This is a genomic window from Pseudoalteromonas sp. SG45-3 (assembly GCF_014164075.1).
Lineage (GTDB): Bacteria > Pseudomonadota > Gammaproteobacteria > Enterobacterales > Alteromonadaceae > Pseudoalteromonas > Pseudoalteromonas distincta.
This window is the reverse complement of the sequence record NZ_JACJEN010000004.1, coordinates 122,239-137,717: the sequence shown is the minus strand read 5'-3', so window position 1 is coordinate 137,717 and position 15,479 is coordinate 122,239. Positions and strand designations below refer to the sequence as shown.

General features: G+C 37.2%; 17 protein-coding genes. 9 read left to right on the top strand and 8 right to left on the bottom strand.

Translation table 11 applies throughout. The features are described 5' to 3' along the window. Window positions 1–162: 162 nt before the first annotated feature. On the bottom strand, window positions 163–966 hold the full coding sequence (locus H5126_RS06720; RefSeq protein WP_259398353.1) for a DUF2306 domain-containing protein: 804 nt from the start codon (window positions 964–966) through the stop codon (window positions 163–165). A 233-nt stretch (window positions 967–1,199) separates the two neighbouring features. Here H5126_RS06720 and H5126_RS21465 point away from each other — a divergent pair, with 233 nt between their 5' ends. After that, on the top strand, window positions 1,200–1,676 hold the full coding sequence (locus tag H5126_RS21465; protein WP_259412770.1) for a hypothetical protein: 477 nt from the start codon (window positions 1,200–1,202) through the stop codon (window positions 1,674–1,676). Between the two features lie 9 nt (window positions 1,677–1,685). Next, window positions 1,686–2,342 carry an AraC family transcriptional regulator gene (locus H5126_RS21460; protein WP_259412768.1) on the top strand — a complete coding sequence of 219 codons (657 nt, stop codon included), beginning with the start codon at window positions 1,686–1,688 and terminating at the stop codon, window positions 2,340–2,342. Window positions 2,343–2,788: 446 nt separating this feature from the next. Here H5126_RS21460 and H5126_RS06710 read toward each other — a convergent pair whose 3' ends face one another. Together H5126_RS06710 and H5126_RS06705 are read right to left on the bottom strand one after the other, a co-directional pair. Next, window positions 2,789–3,097 carry a hypothetical protein gene (locus H5126_RS06710; protein ID WP_024596321.1) on the bottom strand — a complete coding sequence of 103 codons (309 nt, stop codon included), beginning with the start codon at window positions 3,095–3,097 and terminating at the stop codon, window positions 2,789–2,791. Between the two features lie 384 nt (window positions 3,098–3,481). Next, complete coding sequence (locus H5126_RS06705) at window positions 3,482–3,727, bottom strand: DUF4235 domain-containing protein (RefSeq protein ID WP_002958040.1); 246 nt, start codon at window positions 3,725–3,727, stop codon at window positions 3,482–3,484. Window positions 3,728–4,077: 350 nt separating this feature from the next. Here H5126_RS06705 and H5126_RS06700 point away from each other — a divergent pair, with 350 nt between their 5' ends. The 7 genes from H5126_RS06700 (at window position 4,078) to H5126_RS06670 (ending at window position 9,655) form a co-directional block, all read left to right on the top strand. Further along, window positions 4,078–5,310, top strand: a complete 1,233-nt coding sequence (locus H5126_RS06700) for a cytochrome C (RefSeq protein WP_182719867.1) — start codon at window positions 4,078–4,080, stop codon at window positions 5,308–5,310. A gap of 212 nt (window positions 5,311–5,522) precedes the next feature. After that, window positions 5,523–6,017, top strand: coding sequence for a general stress protein (locus tag H5126_RS06695; protein WP_002958042.1), 495 nt, complete (start codon window positions 5,523–5,525; stop codon window positions 6,015–6,017). Window positions 6,018–6,607: 590 nt separating this feature from the next. Beyond that, entirely contained in the window at window positions 6,608–7,177 is a 570-nt protein-coding gene (gene sodC / locus H5126_RS06690; protein WP_182721471.1) for a superoxide dismutase family protein, read from the top strand. 16 nt (window positions 7,178–7,193) lie between these two features. Further along, complete coding sequence (locus H5126_RS06685; RefSeq protein ID WP_039485228.1) at window positions 7,194–7,427, top strand: ChaB family protein; 234 nt, start codon at window positions 7,194–7,196, stop codon at window positions 7,425–7,427. Between the two features lie 213 nt (window positions 7,428–7,640). Beyond that, complete coding sequence (locus tag H5126_RS06680) at window positions 7,641–8,255, top strand: ACP phosphodiesterase (RefSeq protein WP_182721472.1); 615 nt, start codon at window positions 7,641–7,643, stop codon at window positions 8,253–8,255. Between the two features lie 85 nt (window positions 8,256–8,340). Further along, entirely contained in the window at window positions 8,341–9,276 is a 936-nt protein-coding gene (locus H5126_RS06675) for a hypothetical protein (protein ID WP_182721473.1), read from the top strand. Window positions 9,277–9,313: 37 nt separating this feature from the next. After that, complete coding sequence (locus H5126_RS06670) at window positions 9,314–9,655, top strand: YajD family HNH nuclease (protein WP_024604747.1); 342 nt, start codon at window positions 9,314–9,316, stop codon at window positions 9,653–9,655. 3 nt (window positions 9,656–9,658) lie between these two features. On the opposite strand, the gene H5126_RS06665 is transcribed toward H5126_RS06670, so the two are convergent. The 5 genes from H5126_RS06665 to H5126_RS06645 form a co-directional block, all read right to left on the bottom strand. Continuing rightward, the gene (locus tag H5126_RS06665) at window positions 9,659–11,836 is read right to left on the bottom strand and encodes a response regulator (RefSeq protein WP_182721474.1); all 2,178 of its coding nucleotides are present in this window, start codon (window positions 11,834–11,836) and stop codon (window positions 9,659–9,661) included. A 296-nt stretch (window positions 11,837–12,132) separates the two neighbouring features. Beyond that, the gene (locus H5126_RS06660; RefSeq protein WP_182721475.1) at window positions 12,133–12,810 is read right to left on the bottom strand and encodes a DUF799 domain-containing protein; all 678 of its coding nucleotides are present in this window, start codon (window positions 12,808–12,810) and stop codon (window positions 12,133–12,135) included. A gap of 1 nt (window position 12,811) precedes the next feature. Beyond that, entirely contained in the window at window positions 12,812–13,159 is a 348-nt protein-coding gene (locus H5126_RS06655) for a DUF4810 domain-containing protein (protein WP_008165258.1), read from the bottom strand. Beyond that, window positions 13,159–13,839: a CsgG/HfaB family protein gene (locus H5126_RS06650; protein WP_076923668.1), complete on the bottom strand. Its 681-nt coding sequence runs from the start codon at window positions 13,837–13,839 to the stop codon at window positions 13,159–13,161. The genes H5126_RS06655 and H5126_RS06650 overlap by 1 nt, the downstream gene beginning before the upstream one ends. Before the next feature lie 360 nt (window positions 13,840–14,199). Continuing rightward, window positions 14,200–14,916: a DUF1223 domain-containing protein gene (locus H5126_RS06645; protein WP_182721476.1), complete on the bottom strand. Its 717-nt coding sequence runs from the start codon at window positions 14,914–14,916 to the stop codon at window positions 14,200–14,202. Window positions 14,917–15,479 lie beyond the last annotated feature (563 nt).

The following is a 15,479-nucleotide window of genomic DNA, read 5'->3' as shown; positions in this document are numbered from 1 at the left end:
GTCTAAATTATAGTTTATTGCTCATTGAGTTACTTACTATGTCTAGACCGCTATGAATAGAATAAAAAATACACTTTTTAAGTGATGACGTTTTTTAACTGTTTTTTACACTGTATTTGTCCACTTACATCGTTCTCTCTTCTTTAATGATTATTGAGTATGTTAGCCAACTATCGCTGGGTACCAACTTGCAAACACTACACCAAATAAGCCGACTAAAAATACAATGGATATCAACATCATTAAAGCAGCGGTGGCGATTATTATTACTCTATTAGACGTTTTACCTGCATACCTGACTAACTCAGCTATGAGCAGCGGCATAATATAAGAACATACGCTAATAGTTAACACGGTTGGACCTGTAAACGTTGCAGTATCAATTCCTAGTGAGCCGAACATTAAAAACCAGGCAAAAATCATCAGCCTAAAAAATAAAACGCCGTTTGCTGCAAGATATAAACGTATCGCCCAAATTTTATGTTTAGTGATATTACGCTTTCTGGCCGCTTGTACGGCTAATATACTCGCTAAAATAACCACGCAACCACTAAGCATAGTCAACGCATGCATTAAGGTGTTACCAACGGTTCCTCTGGCTATCATAAGGTACATACCTGCTAAAGAGATGGTACAGGCTAACATTACGAACACGCGACCATTGTAGCGGTGAAACTTAGTATACTTTGCTCTTATTGTAGGTATTAGCTGTAAGCTACCACCAATTATCATTATGATGGCGAGTAACACATGCAGAGCGTACATTGAATTACCGGTGGGATCGCTGGCAACATAGGCGGAGCTATTTATACGACTCCAGCCAGATATTCCCGTAGTGACCCCCGTAAGCCCGTATCCCAAGGAGAGGTAAATAACAAAGCAGGTTTGTGCCATTAAAAGGCACGTGAACCACATTTTTTTACTCATCTCAAGTAGCTCATTGGGCGTTTTTTTTATTGTTTGCATTAACATGTGCTTTTCCAGGAAATCTTTTCAATAGCCCAAATATAAAGACTTTCATGGTGATTTCTTCTCAAATTCGGAATTTGAGCAACGATATATTGATAATTTTTTGTAATTAGCTAGGGTGGTATAGACACATTCACTAACAAAGTTTTTTTGCCAACATACATGTTAATTTGTACCATGTAATTCAGGCCACGTTGTTGGTTAAAACGTCATTTTAAGAGCACGCTATTATGCAAAATTATTCCCCTTATTATCTTCTTCTTTTTGTTTGTATGGGGTTAATGTTTTTAAATGCGCTGAAAAAAGATAAGCAGCTGGTTAATTATTTATTTGTGATTTTTTGTGGTTCCCTTTGTATGGTGGCAGCACAAAAGCTCAGTGCGCAAAGTATTGGCGCGTATCAATATTTAATCGGGTTGTTCACTTGCGCAACATGTAATGTTTCATGGCTGATTGCAAGAACGTTATTTCGTGAGCATTCGCCAATTTCCCGCAGGCATGTGGCTTTTGCTGCAACCATTGCCGGCTTGATCATGTTTAATCAAACATGGCACTACTTAGTGAGCCTTGATCCTCAGCCTTTACCTACCAGTGATATAATGTGGCGCTTAAAGCAAGGGGTGAATGAGATCACCATATTGCTTTCATCAAGTATCCTTGCGCTTTCTTTTTGGGAGGCGTTTAGAGGTTATAGTAAAAAAACATAGTCACAAAAAATGCAATCAGTCATCTTTGGGAGCGCTTGGGTTTTAGCTGTGTTTAATGCAAGTATTTTTCCTAAGTTTATTTTTAGCGCGGCTGAAATTGAGCTGTATAACCCCATTATCATAACTTCATCTGCACTTTTAATAGTATTTGCAATGCAGGGAGTTATGCTGCTTCAAGCAATTACTACTAATAAGCAAAAGTTAAATCACAATAGTAAGAGCAAGACTGCTTTTGATACTGATGATGTAAAAGAGTCTTGTGGTAGTGTTCATCACCAAGAGCAAGTGCCCTCAGAATTAATAGGAGGTATTGCTGAACTGATGAGCGAGCAGCAGTTATTTTTACAAACTAGCCTTAAAATTTCGGATTTTGCACAAGCGCTCAAAGTGCCGGAATACAAAATTAGTAGAGCAATTCGCTATCACTATAAAGTAGCTAACTTTAATCTGTTTATTAACCAATACCGTGTAAATTATGCGAAGACATTATTAGCAAGTGAACAAGCCAAAGAGTGGAGTATTTTGAGCATTGCACTTGAAAGTGGTTTTTCTTCTCTTGCTACGTTTAATCGTGTGTTTAAAGATATTGTCGGCGGTATTCCTAACGAATATCGAAAACAAAACGATGACTACTATAATAAAGGTATACGGGAGCTTGTTGATTAGCCAGCTACGTTAAATTATCTGTAAATAAACCAAAAGGGTCTAATTTTAACTTCATATCAATGGTCTAGATTTATAGTTTATTGCTCATTGAGTTAATTATTATGTCTAGACCGCTGCGAATAGAGTATGAGAATACGTTTAACCGTGTAATGAAACGTTGAGAAGGCCGTGAAAATACCTTTTTAGTGATGAGGGTCTGAAGTGTTTTTGATACTGCATTGAGCAAGCAAGCCTTCGTTTTAATATTGAAGTGCATTCTTATTGTTTTATGGCCAATTACCATCATCTGCTAATAAAAATCCCCGAGTCGAAATTGGTTTTTATGGGTTCTATTTTAAGTGCTCATAAAAGTAAAAAGCCGTTGCAGTAATGCAACGCTTTTCATTATGGTTTTATGTGCTTAGGCAATACGAGCGTAAGGCTTTATAGTCCTTTAAGACCCTCTATTAATCATCTGGCCCTTTTAAGGTAAACACTAAATGTTTACGCATATCCTTTAAAATCACGCCTTTTTTAAGCATTGCGCCGCTTAAGCGTTTTTGCCATTTTAATAAATCTGGCTCTGCGGCTGCTAAGGCTTGCTCGTTTTCAAACTGAAAACACAGCAGTAGTGAACTTGGAAATAAGTGATATTCCACATCAAACCAGCATTGCAGCATGCCTGGGAGCTCAGCGCGGCCTTGCTCTTCTAATTTTTCAGCAGTATTGAGTACAAGCGCTTGCTGTTTTATTTGCACTGCAGAGAGTTTTTTCATTATTAAAATCCAAGTTAGCGGCTAAAAAATGCAGCCGGAATGTGGGCATTATACGCAAGCTTGTAGGCAGGCAACAACTTTGAAAGGGAGTTAATGTCCAATAGAGTGTATCTGCTTAAAATAAAGGGTCATGTTGCAAGGCACCTCCAGTTTTTCAACCTATGTAGATCGGATAAGTGGCGCAGCCGCGCCATCCGACTTTTTAAGTTTCATCACTGAACTCCGATTTGGGTATTAATATATTTTTTAGCTCAATAGTTAAGTAACCTTAACCTAAGCTTTTGCCAAGTTGCTTGCGACAACTGGGGAGTGGTTGTCGCAAGGCGCCTTTAGCGCCTCACCACACTACGCTTAATACTTATAAGAGGTATTAATTGGGTAGGTTTATTTGGAGCGGCGCTTGTCTAGTACGTAGCGTACGGCCATTCTTGCAACACCCGCACCAATACCTGAGACTACTGCCCATGTAACGGCCTCTTTAAGATCTGTTTCTTCGCTTGGTCTATCTTTTGGAGCTGGTTCGTTGGTAACCTTTTCCCACGATTTTTGTAAGGTTTTCCTTGTTAACATACCTGCAGATGCAGCGGCGAGACCTATACCTATTGTCGTAATTAGTTGTTTATTACTCATAATGTTCTCCTTTTTATAAATAACGGCAGCGTTATTTATGTATAACTCTTTAAGTAAGAATATTAATAACAGCAATTTACGTACCGATAGGCTGAGGCGTTTTTAAATCAGGGCGTTCTTGTTTTATGCAAATTAGTCGTTTAAAACCATACTCACATCACACTTTCACCACATTTACACACAAGCTAAATAACCACTGTAGAGCGTGCGCAACTCTGCTCAAAATCTTCTTTTTAGATATTAACTCTGCAATTTAACTTACCTTCTAGGCGGCTTATCGCACTCATTGCTGTACAGATAGTAAACACTTCCACCCTATGCTTTAATATTAAAAAACAAGGGAGGGCGTTATGAGTAAAAATCGATTTTTATTTAATAAATACGTTTTGGTAATGACAGTGTCGGGCACTTTGGCAGTGCCGCTACCAGTGCTGAGCAACGATAAGGGGCCGCTAGTTGAGCAGCTTTGTGCTAGTTGCCATAGTTTAACTAATCTTGAGCGCAGTGCGGGTTATAGCCAGCAGGACTGGCAAACATTAATAAGCTATATGGTTGATGCGGGCGCAGATACTGCGCTTAATAAAGATATAAGCGCTTATTTAGCTGAGCATTATCCTGTAAACACTAAGCGCGAATCTAAGGTTGTTACCGGCGATTTAAAGCTTAGCTTTAAGAACTGGCAAGTGCCAACGCTTGGGCAGCGCGCTCGCGATCCGGTGCAAGGTAAAAATGGCATTATTTGGTGGGTTGGCCAGTGGGGTAATATTTTAGGCCGGTTAGACCCTCAAACCGGCGATATGAAAGAGTATACACTGCCAAGTGGTACATATGCGCACAGTGTGTCGCTTGATAAAAATCAAACCCCTTGGTTTTTAGGCAATAAAAATGGCACGGTTGGATATTTAGACTTAAAAACCGAAAAATTTAAAGTGTATAAAATGCCAAATAAAAATGCCCGCGACCCGCATACTGGTGTATTTGATGAAGCCGGAATATTTTGGTTTACCCTCCAGCATAGCAATATGATTGGCAAGCTAGACCCTACAACTGGCGATATTCAATTGGCTACTTTACCCACTAAAGGCTCACGGCCATATGGTATTAAGCTTGATTCAAAAGGCACGCCGTGGGTGTCGTGTAATGGTAGTAACTGTTTGGTTAAAGTTGATAAAAATACCATGGAGCTTAGTGAGATAAAACTCCCAGGCGCTAAAACGCATACTAGGCGATTAGCCATTACGCCTGACGATATAGTTTTTTATGTTAACTCTGGTATGGGTAAACTTGGCCGCTATAACCCCAAAAACGGTAAAATAACGCAGTGGGATAATCCCAGTGGTGAAAACAGTCATCCGTATGCAATTGAATATGCCGATAACGCCATTTGGTTTAACGAGTCAGCCAAGCGTCCTGAAACCTTAGTAAGGTTCGACCTTAATACCGAAACTATGCAGAGCTGGCAAATTCCGAGTAAAGAAGGAGTTTACTCTGGCTTAATTAGGCATATGCGCATGGGGAATAATGGGCTGATCATTCATCAAACAGCAACTAACCAATTAGCTGAAATTACGTGGAGTAAGTAATAATTTATTTTATGTTAAAGCTGCGTACTGCTTACTAGTAAGTTTTCTTATATTAGGTAGGAGTTTTTTACAAAGCTTAGCAACTTTTACCTTTTAAATAAGTAAATTGATACAATTATTTATTTAAGATATTGATTTTTATTAGTTAAATTTGTGGTTTGGGTTTTGCTTGGTAGTAAGTGTATTTTCTTAAATAAAATAAAGGAGTTATTATGAGTACCGTTATTACTGGGTTATTTGAAAGTGCATCACAAGCAACACTCGCAATTTATAGATTAGAAGCTTTAGGTATTAATGAAGCTGACATAAGCATTGTAGCCAACGACTCATACGCAAAGGAAGATTTTGCTGTAGACGAAGGTACAAAAGCCGCTGAAGGTGGCCTTGTAGGCGCGGCTTCAGGTGGTATTCTTGCTGCAATTATTGGCGGTTTTACTGCAGTAGGTACTGTAGCAACAGGTGGTACGGGCTTATTAGTTGCCGGACCATTAGTCGCAGCATTTGCTGCTGGTGGCGCAGGCGCCGCAGTAGGTGGTACTTTAGGTGCTGCAATTGGTGCGTTTATTCCTGAGCACGAAATTAAATATTATGAAGATGCCATTGAAAAGGGCTCTATATTAATTGGTGTTAAGTACGATAGTGACAACAAAAACGCTATTGAAGAAATACTTAACAATGCAGGCGCAAGTAACGTTTCTACGGCTTAATGCTAACTAATTAGTTTCAAAATTAATTAAAAAGGTGAAACTTAGTTTCACCTTTTTTTTTCGTTTTTAACGGCGGAGCAATTATAAATATTAACGTAATTTTTTATCATTAAATAAACTCCATATATAAGTAAATTGGTTTTAAACATGCTTTGATTATAGAAAAGACTTATTTAGATAGGCGCTTTTTATTACATGTCGTAAGGCCTCTCTAACAACACCAACTCTCGAAACTACCGCCTATATAATAACGGCCTTTTTAATAGCTACTTTTTAACTTGGCTTGTCTTTTTGGGTTGGATCGTCGGTAATCTTCTTTTATGAGTTTTGTAAAGTTGCCATTCTGTTTGTAAATATGCCTTGGTTTTTGTTTAACTTTTGGGTGAAAGTCAGTTTTTTTAATTAACTAGCTATTTATTTAAAATTAATAAAAATTATAAATTTACTTTTTAATCAATAGATTAAAAATAAATAATACATAAATTCATGTTTACGCGTAGGGCTGGTATATACATTGAAACTACTTGTTTAATAGTCGCTTAATTTAGCGTTATTGCTTTATTAATTTGATACTAAACGAGGAGATGATGATGAATTGTTTGCAGTTTGATTCAAACGCTAAAAGACCTTTAACCCGCGTTTTAAAACCAGCTTTTGCGATACTACTTACCGGTGTGTTACTACAAAATAGTGCACTGGCTAATGTAAAAGTTCAAATGCACCAAGTAACTAAGTCCGGCCAAGGGCAATCACTAGGTACTATTACACTAACAGAAAATGATAACGGTGTTGTTTTTTCACCAAGTTTAAAAGGTTTAACACCGGGGCTGCATGGTTTTCATGTTCACCAATTTGCTAGTTGTGAACCCAAGAAAAAAGGCGAGAAAGTTGTGCCGGGGGGCGCCGCTGGTGGGCATTTCGATCCAAAAGCTAGCGAGCATCATGATGCTCCTTGGGGGGATGGCCATTTAGGCGATTTACCGGCGTTGTATGTAAATGAAAGTGGCCTAGCTAAATCGCCTGTTTTAGCGCCAAGGCTCACGCTTGAAAAACTTAAACAACACGCAGTAATGATTCACGAAGGAAGTGATAACTATGCAGATAAGCCAAAGCCATTAGGTGGCGGTGGCAAACGTGTTGCTTGTGGCGTAATTGAGTAAATCTAAGGAGGAAGTTATGCCATATAAAAATCGTGATGAATTACCTGAGTCGGTAAAAAGTAACTTACCTAAACATGCTCAAGAGATATATCAAGAGGCGTTTAATAGTGCGTGGGATACCTATAAGGACCCTAGCGATAGAAAAAACGATGATGACCGCGAAACAACAGCGCACAAAGTAGCTTGGTCGGCGGTTAAAAATAGTTATAGCAAAAATGATAATGGAAATTGGGTAAAGTCGAGTAACTAAACTAACAACAAAGCTTAAGCATTAAAAAGCCGCCATAGCTGATATAGCGGCTTTTTATATAGACGTTTTATAGTTGCGCTGTTTATACAATACTTTGCAGTCTGTTTGAGTAAAAACTGGTAAGCAAAACCATAAGTACTGCTTTAAACACGAATGTGAGTTTGGTTTAAATTTGCGTTATTATTTATTTGTATTAGCCAATCAGAGAACACTTTGAATTATTTAGCTCATCTTTATTTAGCGCAGCCCACAGCCGATTCTCACTTTGGGAACCTGTTGGGTGACTTTGGTGGAAAAAGACATGTAAAGCACTTACCAAACACAGTTAAAAATGGCCTCGATAACCATTATTTAGTTGATAAATTTACCGACTCTCACCGCGCAGTTAAACACGCTAAACAATACTTTTCACCCGAGCGTAAACGCTTTGCTGGTGTGGCTATTGATGTGGTGTTTGATCACTTTTTAATTGTGCATTGGCAACGATTTAGCAAGCAACCTTTAAGTGATTTTAAGTACACCAGCTATCAGCTTTTAAATAACCGTATACCTGTTATGCCAGCGCGAATGCAGCATGTTGTAACAAGTATGACTAAAAACGATTGGTTTAAAGAGTACGAAACCGTTGAGGGAGTAGGGCTTGCGCTTGATAATATAGCCAAACGCATTCGTTTTACGAACACTTTTGCGGGCGCGGCTGATGACATAGCACAGAATTACGATGAATTAGAAGCCGTGTTTTTAGCGTTCTTCCCGGAGCTAATTAAGCATGTGAATGAGTTTGACCTTGAAAGCCCCTCAAAAAATGGCATAAAGCGCATTATTTAAAGTTTTCATCAATTGTTAATCTTTTGTGATAAGTTAAGGTGAAAAACACGCTACTCTAATACAAATTAATTTTTGAGTGTTTTTAATGAATCGCAATTACTTGGTTATTGTGGGCTTTGCTGTTTTAGCGGCATTTCAATCCGGTGCTGTATTGGCTTTCGACTTCGACTTAAAATCGGTACGCACAACTATTTCAAACCCAAGCACTAGCCACGCGCTAATATACGATGACTTGGCGCAGAGTAATCAAAAAATACTGTTTTCGTTAGATCCCATAAATAACCAGCGTGTGGGTGTGTTTTTTGATATTAACGACATTGAAATTGGCTACTCTGCCGACATTTTTGAAGATGACGTTGAAACAAAAACACTAGATATACTGCTCTCGTATAGAAAATTTAAAAATTACAAAATCACATTTAACTATCAAACGCTTGAAGGGCTGCAAAGCACGGCTAGCAATTTAAGCGGCAATCAAACGGATCAAATTTTCTCGCAAAATACACGTTCAACCAAGTTTGAGCTATCTGGCCAACACAACTTTTATACCTTCAATAATAAAGAGTCTTTGTTTGAGCATTTTTTTCTTAATAGGCCAAAGCTAAGCAGCAAATTTGATTTGTCGTTAAGTGTTGTTGGCGCTTGGTCTTTCAAGCATGTATCTCTTGAGAATAAAGATAATATTGTGTTTCAGGCTGATTTTTTAAGTTCACCTGTGCCACAGATCACTAAGTTAATTTCTAATTCGTATGGGGCGAGTATTGGCTCGCTTTTATCATTTTCGTTACCGCATAATGTTCACGTATTTGCTGAATACAAAGTAGGTAAAGGGCATATTCAAAACACAAACCCTGGGCTGGGGTTAAAAGATTCGGGCGCCGAAAAAGTTGAAGCATACGGTGGTGGAATTTCTTGGACTTCCGACAATAAAAAACTTATGGTCGTACTACGCGCGTGGGAGCAAACAGGCCGGCATATAGATACTTCTTTTGGTGATTTGTCAGTAATTAAGTTTTTTTAGTATTGATCACCAAAATAGTAAATTTACCAGGAATACTATGAGTAAGAATAACGCAGTACCTCAGGCTTATGTGAAGCAAGAGGAAGGTTACCGAATTAAAGCCTTAAGATTGTACCCTTGGGTATGCGGGCGTTGTGCTCGTGAGTTTGAGTACTCTAATTTACGAGAGTTAACGGTGCATCATATAGATCATAACCATAGTAATAATCCAGAGGATGGCAGTAACTGGGAGTTATTGTGTATTTATTGCCACGACAATGAGCACAATAAATACCACGAACATATTATGTATGGCGGGTCGACTACAGAGCGAAAAGTTGAGGCTGCAACGCATTCTCCATTTGCCGATTTAAAAGCGATGCTTAATAAATCAAAGTAGCTACTATGATTTCAACTGTTTGGATAAAAACAAGGTTGTTACATCAGCTACTTTAATAAGTGACAGTTTATCTGCATGGCTCCATGAAATTTTTGAGCCAACACTTTCACAACAAATAACACCTAGCGGTTTGTTATCAATAAAGTAGATGTAATCAAGCAAGGAGTAAATGTTTGATGGTTCAAAATAAACCTTGGTTAAGTTTTTAGTGATTTCGTGGTTTCTCGCATCTGATGCGTCTAATACTTTATGCTCTAAAATATAGTCAAAGTATGCAGGAAAGTCTTCAGCTTTTAAAACTGCATTACTTACTATCTCATTTTTTTCATCAAGGCAAATTAAGCTATTAATGGCAGTATAGTCGTGATTAAACAACCATAGACTGACTCTGTCGGCATTTGAAATTAACTTTTTTAGCTCATTGCATATCTGTTTTAGCTTACGTTCACTCGTAATGTTTGGGTTACTAACTTTAACTGCTAAATTTTTGAGATTTGAGTTTTTTGGATTATAAACATTGAGCAAGCTATTTAAATGATCTTTATTAAATGGCTTCGTTAAATAGCCATCCATACCAATGTCTAAATAGTGTTCAATATCTGGTTTCATGGTGTTGGCTGTCATGGCAATAATTGGCGTTGTTTTACCTGTTTGTTGCTCCCTAATTATCTTAGTGGCTTGCACTCCATCCATCACTGGCATTTGAATGTCCATAAAAATTAAATCAACATGGTTGGCAAAAAAGTAATCAACGCATTCTTTGCCATTTTCGGTAAATATTACTTTCGCATTATGAGCTTGTAGCATTTTACTTACGACAACTTGATTTACTTTATTGTCTTCGGCAACCAAAATAGTACACCCTTGTAAATCGGTTATTTCTTTATTTGGTTTTAATAATTCATCGAGTTCTGATGTTTCAAAGCTTTGTTGGTAAGTAAATACAGAACCTTTATCTTCTTTACTCGTGAAGTTGATTTTGCCATTCATTAAATCACTTAGCTTGGTGCAAATGGAGAGGCCAAGTCCCGTGCCCCCGTACTTTCTAGATGTAGATGAATCTGCCTGATGAAACTCTTGAAATAAATTTTGCTGTGCAGCTTTACTAATACCAATACCCGTATCGATTATTTCAAATACAATATTTTGCGTGTTTAAGAGGTTCTCCTTTACAGTGACTTTAAACTCTACCTGGCCTTGTTGTGTAAATTTAATCGCATTTGAGCATAAGTTATTTAAAATTTGAGAAACTCTGACAGGGTCGCCTTTTAGGGTTGTAGCGATATTTTTATCTATAGATGGAATAAATTTTATGCCTTTATCTGTGGCTTGTTTCATTAGTGGATTAATTACATTGTTAATGACTTCGCTCAGGTTAAAGTTAATATTCTCAATATTTAACTTACCCGCTTCAATTTTTGAAAAGTCTAAAATGTCATTTACAATATTTGAGAGTATATTCGCGGAGCTTAAAATACTTTTTAGGGCGTTATCTTTTTGTATATTTGAAGTCTCTGCTAGTCCAAACTCAGCTAAATTTAAAATGCCGTGCAGCGGGGTTCTTAGCTCGTGAGACATATTTGCTAAAAATCGACCTTTTAGAGTGTTAGCTGTATCAGCTTCTTTTTTTAGTTCTTCAAGATTTTTATTATGTATTTGTTGTTGTTTTAATGCAGTCGCCAGCTTTCTGTTGTTTAACCTGAGCTCAAGTTGTGCGATAACTTCTTTGCCAAGTATTTTCAGTGCGTTAATTTGTGTTTGAGTTAGCTTTTTTGGCTGGTCGCTGATAACACATAATGTACCAATTGTGCTGCCACTAGGTGTAACTAGCGGTGTGCCCGCATAAAACCGAATGTTTGGATCGCTGGTTACTAGAGGGTTATCATAAAAACGTTCATCAAGCAGAGCGTTTTGTATTTCAAATACTTGGTCTTGCAGTATTGTATGAGAGCAAAATGCGATATCTCTTTCGGTGGAGTCTACATCGATACCATACTTTGATTTAAACCATTGCCTTTGTGGATCAACTAAGCTTATAAGTGATATGGGGGCTTCACAAATATCAGAAGCAAGTTGAGTTAAATCATCAAATACTTTTTCGGCTTCAGTATCTAATATTTCATACTCGTAAAGGGCCTTTAATCTAGATTCTTCGTCAGCTGGTATTTGTGCTTTTATCATAGTATTGCTCAATATTTATATAGATTCACTATAAGAGTAATTTAGTGATAATGACAACTTTAACATGTAGAACCGGCTAAAAAAAAGACATTGCATTTTGCTACTCTATTATTACTTTTTTGAAATGTTTTTTCTATTGTGACTAATATTGGTTTTTAAACTCGTATTTTAAAATCTGCTCTAAATACTTAAAAGTAACTTTGCTAAGCTTTTTAGTTGAGTAAGCTGTTATTAAAAAGGCCGAATCCCATTTAATGGTTCGGCCTTTTAAAGCTTTAGGTTAATAACAATAAGAGTTATTTTTTCTTTTCGCTTGGTGCTGGTTGGCCATAATTAGGTGAACGAGGTCCATATAATAAGCCGTTGTAAACATCTGAAGAAAGTAAGCGTGTTGAAGTCATTGCTGCGATTTCAAAGCCTTTATCGGTTACCGTTTCAGCAATTTGATTGATTGCTGCAATAACAAGCATACCTACAAGGCCACCACCGCCATTACTTTGTTGTTCAGCTGAAGAGGCTCTTGCTTTACCTTGCCATAATTGCTCGCCAGTGCGTAAATCAACTAGTGAGGCTGACACAGTTACAGCTGTTTCGCTAGAAATTACAACATAGCTAGTACCGTATTCTTTAATAGTGATGTAAAGCGCAGAGTCTGCACCAAAAATTTCATGTAATTTATTCACCGGTACTTGGTGTACGTCGCTTGCAACAGTGAGGCCATTACCTTTAAAGGTTTGATCAACTAAAGCAACAGGAAAAACATAAAAACCCGACTCAGCTATAGGCGCGACCATTTGAGTCATCACACTGTATGGTGCAATTACTTCAGGTGTATTATTTAGCGGAGGTAAAATAATAACTGAGTGAGGGTCTGCTTGTTTAAATGCTGTGTAGTCATGTGCTGGTGGAGGTGAAACACAACCAGCGAGTAATGCGACTAATACGATCGCTGTGTATGATTTTAAATTAAGCATATTAAGCGCCTTTCGCAGATTTTAGAAGGAAGTCGATGTAATGAACTGATTCTGGGAAAAGTGATTTCTCAGTTTCGAAGTGAGTAGTGCCTAATGAAGGATTACCCGTTTCAAAGTACAGCATACCTAGGTGAGCATGTAAGCCAGGTGCAACATTCTTACTTTTGTTTGCGGCATCGGCAATAATTTGCTCAAGCATACTAATTTGCTCTTCGGCTGTTACGTCATCTGCTTTTAAATAGGCGTATACGGCAGTGCTATAGTCGCCGTAATAGTAAATAGGTTCTTTCGTTGAGTTACAACCCGTTAGGGCTATACAAACAAATGCTAAGGTAATTAGCTTTTTCATTATTTATTGCCCCATTGGCCAGCTTCAAGACCAGTAACTAACTTGTTAACGACTTCGCGAATAGCTAGGTCAAGTACTTTGCCATTTAATGTGGCATCGTATGAAGCTGTGCTACCAAAACCAATAACTTCACGTTCTGATAGGCTATATTCACCAGCACCTTGCACTGAATAAATAACTTCTGATGTAGTAACATCAACAACATTAAGCGTTACTTTAGCATAAGCAATTTGCGATTTACCTTTACCCAATAAACCAAAAAGCTGGCGATCGCCAATGGCTTTACGGCCAAACTCTGTTACATCACCAGTTACAACAAATTTAGCACCGCTAAGAACTTGTTTTGTACCTGTTAACTTTGCCTCTTCCGCAAGGGCTGCCATATTGTCGCGATCAAGCACACTAAAGCGATTTGTTTGTTGTAAGTGGCTCATTAGTGTTGTTTTTGCTTGGCTACCTAAACGGTCTTGGCCTGATGCAAATATACCATTTTGAAAGCTCGAACGGTTTACAAACTGACCTACGACTAGTTTGCTTTTTGCACCTGAGTAGGTTGTGTTATAGCTAGCAACAGTTGGTGTTTCTATTACTTTTGATGATGTTGTAGCACACCCAGCTAAAGACGAAGCTGTAATTGCAGCGATTACAATTGTTTTAATGTGGCTTTGGTTAATTCGCATAAATTTTTGTCCATATAGATAATTGCAGAAGTTTTTATTGATAGGCGCTTGATTTTTATACTTATAAGTCAATTACTTATTTCAAGAGTCCATTCAACTTACTTTATAAACAAAAGTTGATGTAAATACAATGTTATTTATGTTTTATACAGATACACACAATGAAAAAGAATAAATTCTTTGTAATAACAATGCTAATTCATTAGTTTTTAAATTATTGAAAGCCTTTTTCTATAGTTGATATACAAGGAGATTTATTGCGCGCTGAGTTGTTAATTAGTAATTTTATTCAATTAACTGTAATTTTTAAAACCAATCGGCTGCAACTTGTAGTGGGGAAGGATCGCCTTTTTTAGATACCTAAAACACTAAGGCTTGCTTTGTTGGCGATATTTTTTTAGCGCGAGGCAGGGTTAAGTCAGCTAATGATAATTGCTGCTTGGTCTGCATGTCATTTTGCTCGTAGCCAATAACAACAAAGTCATGTTTTAACTTATGGCCTGCGTTTGCGCCGCTGTGTATTTGTGTTTCTATGCCAAAGCCTAACAGAGCTACATGGGCTATTAAGTTTTGGTCAGTATTATCTTCGATATTAACAGTATCGTATTCGAGATTAATTTTACTGTTGTTTATAGTCGCTTTTAAATTACCTAAATAACGGGCTTTAGCTACAGGAATAGCTTGTTTATAAAACCAACTTTGCCACCCGTTGCCGTTAACCATAAATCCTGGAGTAGCTACAATCCTACTTTTACCGAGTGCCTTATACGTGCGTTGTCTTTTACTAAACACAGCAGAGGCAAACGGGTCTTTCCAACCCAAATAATCCCAATAAGTAACATGAAAATTAATAGGGATTAAATCAGTCCATAGTTTTTCATCATCTGTAAACGTTGAAATCCAGCGCTCTGCTGGTGGGCAGCTACTGCAACCTTGCGACGTGTAAAGCTCTAAAAAGGTAGTCGGATTAGCTGTACTGGAAATAGTTACTTTCTCAGCAGCTTGGCTTTGAAAGCAAAAAATTATTAACCCAACAAGTGAAATTAAAAATGGATGGGATAGTGCTTTAAAAGGCATGTTACTTCTCGCAAAGGCTGATATTGCATTCAGCCTAAATGATATTTACGAATGTAGTATCACGAAATACTCTCAATTAAATCACGTTTTAACTGTGTATTTTATTTAGCTGCTCAATTATTGAAATACTTTACATGACTAAATTTTATTTTTAGGAAATATTATACTTAATTTGATGGTTTGTTAGTTAAAAGCGTCAACCTTTAGTGTGTAAGTGTTTTTTTTATATAGAGGTTATCAAATTTTGAGTTTTTATTTATTTATTGGCAATAAAGGTTGCGATATTTATCAAGGTTATATTTACCTAATAAATATTATGCTAATTAGTTTTTTAGCCTTTTTTATCTAGAAATAAGGGGAGAGTGAGTTGTTTTAGGAAGTATCGCTTCGTTTTATTATTCTAATTAAGTTAATTATTTGTGTTTTATTTTTTTATTGTTCTGATAAGTGGTACGGTATTGTGTTGCTTAAGTTGCTATCCTGTTGTTTTATTTGGTTTTTAATTGTTGCCTTTAAGTGTCATTTAGTTAAAATAAGGTTTCAGTATAACTTTTTATTGGGTC

What these genes read in the sequence shown, in the direction of transcription:
- H5126_RS06645 (WP_182721476.1), bottom strand. Translation starts at nt 14,916, where the DNA reads ATGCCTTTTAAAGCACTATCCCATCCATTTTTAATTTCACTTGTTGGG.
- H5126_RS06685 (WP_039485228.1), top strand. Translation starts at nt 7,194, where the DNA reads ATGCCATATAAAAATCGTGATGAATTACCTGAGTCGGTAAAAAGTAAC.
- H5126_RS06655 (WP_008165258.1), bottom strand. Translation starts at nt 13,159, where the DNA reads ATGAAAAAGCTAATTACCTTAGCATTTGTTTGTATAGCCCTAACGGGT.
- H5126_RS06675 (WP_182721473.1), top strand. Translation starts at nt 8,341, where the DNA reads ATGAATCGCAATTACTTGGTTATTGTGGGCTTTGCTGTTTTAGCGGCA.
- H5126_RS06720 (WP_259398353.1), bottom strand. Translation starts at nt 966, where the DNA reads ATGCAAACAATAAAAAAAACGCCCAATGAGCTACTTGAGATGAGTAAA.
- H5126_RS06665 (WP_182721474.1), bottom strand. Translation starts at nt 11,836, where the DNA reads ATGATAAAAGCACAAATACCAGCTGACGAAGAATCTAGATTAAAGGCC.
- H5126_RS06700 (WP_182719867.1), top strand. Translation starts at nt 4,078, where the DNA reads ATGAGTAAAAATCGATTTTTATTTAATAAATACGTTTTGGTAATGACA.
- sodC (WP_182721471.1), top strand. Translation starts at nt 6,608, where the DNA reads ATGAATTGTTTGCAGTTTGATTCAAACGCTAAAAGACCTTTAACCCGC.
- H5126_RS06670 (WP_024604747.1), top strand. Translation starts at nt 9,314, where the DNA reads ATGAGTAAGAATAACGCAGTACCTCAGGCTTATGTGAAGCAAGAGGAA.
- H5126_RS06650 (WP_076923668.1), bottom strand. Translation starts at nt 13,839, where the DNA reads ATGCGAATTAACCAAAGCCACATTAAAACAATTGTAATCGCTGCAATT.
- H5126_RS21460 (WP_259412768.1), top strand. Translation starts at nt 1,686, where the DNA reads ATGCAATCAGTCATCTTTGGGAGCGCTTGGGTTTTAGCTGTGTTTAAT.
- H5126_RS21465 (WP_259412770.1), top strand. Translation starts at nt 1,200, where the DNA reads ATGCAAAATTATTCCCCTTATTATCTTCTTCTTTTTGTTTGTATGGGG.
- H5126_RS06710 (WP_024596321.1), bottom strand. Translation starts at nt 3,097, where the DNA reads ATGAAAAAACTCTCTGCAGTGCAAATAAAACAGCAAGCGCTTGTACTC.
- H5126_RS06695 (WP_002958042.1), top strand. Translation starts at nt 5,523, where the DNA reads ATGAGTACCGTTATTACTGGGTTATTTGAAAGTGCATCACAAGCAACA.
- H5126_RS06660 (WP_182721475.1), bottom strand. Translation starts at nt 12,810, where the DNA reads ATGCTTAATTTAAAATCATACACAGCGATCGTATTAGTCGCATTACTC.
- H5126_RS06705 (WP_002958040.1), bottom strand. Translation starts at nt 3,727, where the DNA reads ATGAGTAATAAACAACTAATTACGACAATAGGTATAGGTCTCGCCGCT.